Origin of the sequence: Nostoc sp. UHCC 0252 (assembly GCF_034931145.1) — a bacterium.
Taxonomy (GTDB): domain Bacteria; phylum Cyanobacteriota; class Cyanobacteriia; order Cyanobacteriales; family Nostocaceae; genus Nostoc.
In genome coordinates, this window is sequence record NZ_JAYGHE010000167.1 from 1 (window position 1) to 3210 (window position 3210).

Below are 3210 nucleotides of genomic sequence, written 5' to 3' on the forward strand. Positions count from 1 at the left end.
AGAAGATCGCAACGTGAGAAGTGTGGCTGAAGCAGTGGAAACAGTCAGTGGCGTAGTTGACGGCGCTGACTACAACGGTTCGCCTGCACAAGACTTCATTATTAGAGGATTTGAACAGGGTGGAAGTTTCCGAAATGGCTATCGAGATGTAGATTCTTATGGCTTGACAGGAGTGGGGACGATTGATCGAGTGGAAGTTCTTAAAGGGCCAGCCTCGGTTCTGTTTGGGGCTGTAGAACCTGGTGGAATCATCAACATCGTCACCAAACAACCCTTGAGTGAACCCTATTATAAGCTCGAATTTGAGGCGGGGAATCGTGACTTTTATCAGCCCAGTCTTGATTTCTCAGGGCCTTTAAATGACGATAAAACTTTGCTTTATCGCTTAAATGCCAGCTATCAAACTTCAGATGGGTTTCAAGATTTTGTCAACACTAATCTGACTACATTTGCACCTACAATCAGTTGGGAATTAGGTGATAAAACAGACCTGACTTTATACTATGAGTATATTAACTTTAAAGGAACTTTTGAGCAATATACCTCTGTTATTAGCGATAATACGCTTCTGCCTCGAAGCTTCTATCAGGGATATCCTAACGATGCTTTTGTAAATAATACTACTCAAAAATTTGGTTACACCGTCAGCCACGAGTTTAGTGATAACTGGCAAATTCGTAATAACTTTTCTGTGGTTAATAATAGCAACGCTGAAGAATATACTTTAGCAATAGGAGTAGTGAACGATGAGTCTTTACGGCAATTTGCTCAAGATCGTGATTTCACAATAGACAACTATTTTGGACAGATCGACTTGCTTGGAAAGTTTAATACGGGATCAATTTCACACCAAATCTTGATAGGTTTTGATTTCAATAGTTATATCCAGACTTATGCAAGGTCAATTGGAAGCAATGTTCCTAATCTAGATATTGCCAATCCAAACTACGATATTCCAAGCTTCACCTATGGCGCGCGTTCTAGTTCTACCGATCGTTCTCAAGCCTATGGGATTTACCTTCAGGATCAGATTAGCTTTCTAGATAATCTGAAGTTATTAATCGGTGGGCGCTTCGATTGGATTACAAGCGATAATACAAATGATGTGACAGGGGAGACGACAGAAAATCCTGAAAATAGTGCTTTTAGCCCCCGAATTGGTTTGGTATATCAGCCCAGCAAATCTATTTCTTTGTACACCAGCTACAGTCAATCTTTCGTCCCTGTAACTGAATCAAACCCCGATGGTGAAATATTTGAGCCTACAAGAGGAACACAATATGAAGTAGGTATTAAAGGTGATTTTCTAGAGGGTAGACTTTCAGCAACACTGGCAGCCTATCAGATTACCAAGTCAAATATTCTAACAGACGATCCCAATAACGATGACTCTGATTTCTTGATTCAGGTAGGGGAACAAAGAAGTCGAGGGATTGAGTTAGATGTTACGGGGGAAATTTTGCCCGGTTGGAAAGCGATCGCTTCTTATGCTTACACTAATGCAGAAGTAACTGAAGATAACGATCTTCCCGTGGGCAATCAATTGGTAAGTGTGCCAGAAAATCAAGCTAGTCTCTGGACAACCTATGAGTTTCAAAATAGCGATTTGAAGGGTTTGGGATTTGGTTTGGGGCTATTTTATGTGGGTACGCGAGCGGGAGATTCAGCTAACTCCTTTGAGCTACCCGATTACTTGCGTACAGATGCGGCAATTTACTATCGTAGAGATGGTTTTAAAGCTGGTATCAATATCCGTAATCTATTTGATACGGACTATATTAGAACCTCTGACGATGGTAGAACATTTCTGCGAAGAGGTGCGCCTTTTACAATAATCGGCTCCATCAGTTGGGAGTTTTAAGAACAACTTATCTAAACACAGTACAAGTCTTCTAGACAACCTGCCAAATATTAGTAAAAGAACAATATTCCTTACAATGAGAAAGAGAGCCATTAGTACAATTATGCTATTGTTACTTATTGTTAAAGGTGTTTGCCTTTTGACTTTTGCTAAGTTTGTTTGGGTTGTCAAGACTGTTTTTTCTAGCTTTCGTATTTTGTGGCAACCTCGGCAGATTTCGAGCAATTACAAATTTTTACCATTCTTTCTGACAATAACTGTAGTTTTAGCGATCGCTGCCTGTAACGACAACACACCACAGCCAGAAAAAAGCCAAACAACGGAAAACTGTCGAATTGTACAACATGCAATGGGAGAAATTTGCGTTCCTAATCATCCAAAACGGATTGTAACTTTAAACTCTGCTGCCTTGGGCAACGCGATCGCCCTTGGCATTCAACCTGCTGGAAGTGCTACTGAAAAAATTAATCAGTGGCCGCCTTATCTTAAAGACAAAATTGAGGGAATCGAGTTTTTAGGTACTTGGGGAGAGCCTAACTTAGAGAGTATTGCACTACTGAAGCCTGATCTTATTATTGGCTGGAAACATAATCTGCAATCAACCTATCCTCAACTGTCTTATATTGCACCGACAACTTTATATGACTGGGTAGTTAACATAACCCAGCCAGATAATTGGAAAGAGTATTTTAACTTTATGGCGAAAGTACTAGATAGAGAAGATAGGGGTCAGCAACTTTGGCAGGACTACAATCAGCGTATTGAACAACTAAAAAGTGCAATAGGCGATCGCTATCAGAATAAAACAATTTCTGTCGTTGTATTTCGCGCTGGCATGATTTACAGTGTGGGAGAAAATTCATTTATTGGCTCTATATTGAGTGATGTTGGGTTAAAGCGCCCAGAATCACAGAGATTTACCCCAGATGGTTCTTATAGCCTTTCTGAGGAAACTTTAGAAATTGCTGATGGCGATGTGATGTTTATTACAAATATTGATGCTCAAGAAAATTTAAGTCTTCTCAAGAATAAGCCTCTGTGGAAAAAGCTGAAAGCAGTTCAACAGAATCATATTTATTCTGTAGAATCTACTAACTGGGAATCATCAAGAAATATACTGGCTGCCAATACTGTCATTGATGACTTATTTAAATATCTTGTTAATACCCCTTAAAGCTACGCTCATAAAAGTTGTTTGAAAAGTATTTGGCTGTGATTTTAGGCACTAACTGATCCCCCATAGGCCACGAAAACCGGAAATGATTGTTAGAAAATCGTTTCCGGCTTTAGTTTCTCCAAATTAATAATTATTTAACCTGCTTTAATATTTATAGAATATGGGCTAAATT

2 protein-coding genes are annotated in these 3210 nt (G+C 39.4%); both read left to right on the plus strand.

Annotation, left to right across the window (positions count from 1 at the left end; translation table 11 throughout):
- Positions 1-1861: TonB-dependent siderophore receptor (locus tag VB732_RS35655; RefSeq protein ID WP_323235510.1), on the plus strand; the 1861-nt coding region annotated here is incomplete at its 5' end.
- Positions 1862-1964: 103 nt separating this feature from the next.
- Complete coding sequence (locus VB732_RS35660) at positions 1965-3035, plus strand: iron-siderophore ABC transporter substrate-binding protein (RefSeq protein WP_323235511.1); 1071 nt, start codon at positions 1965-1967, stop codon at positions 3033-3035.
- The last annotated feature ends 175 nt before the right edge of the window (positions 3036-3210 follow it).

Bases quoted from the DNA above. Each gene is read 5' to 3' on its own strand.
- VB732_RS35660 (WP_323235511.1), top strand. From the start codon at position 1,965: ATGCTATTGTTACTTATTGTTAAAGGTGTTTGCCTTTTGACTTTTGCT.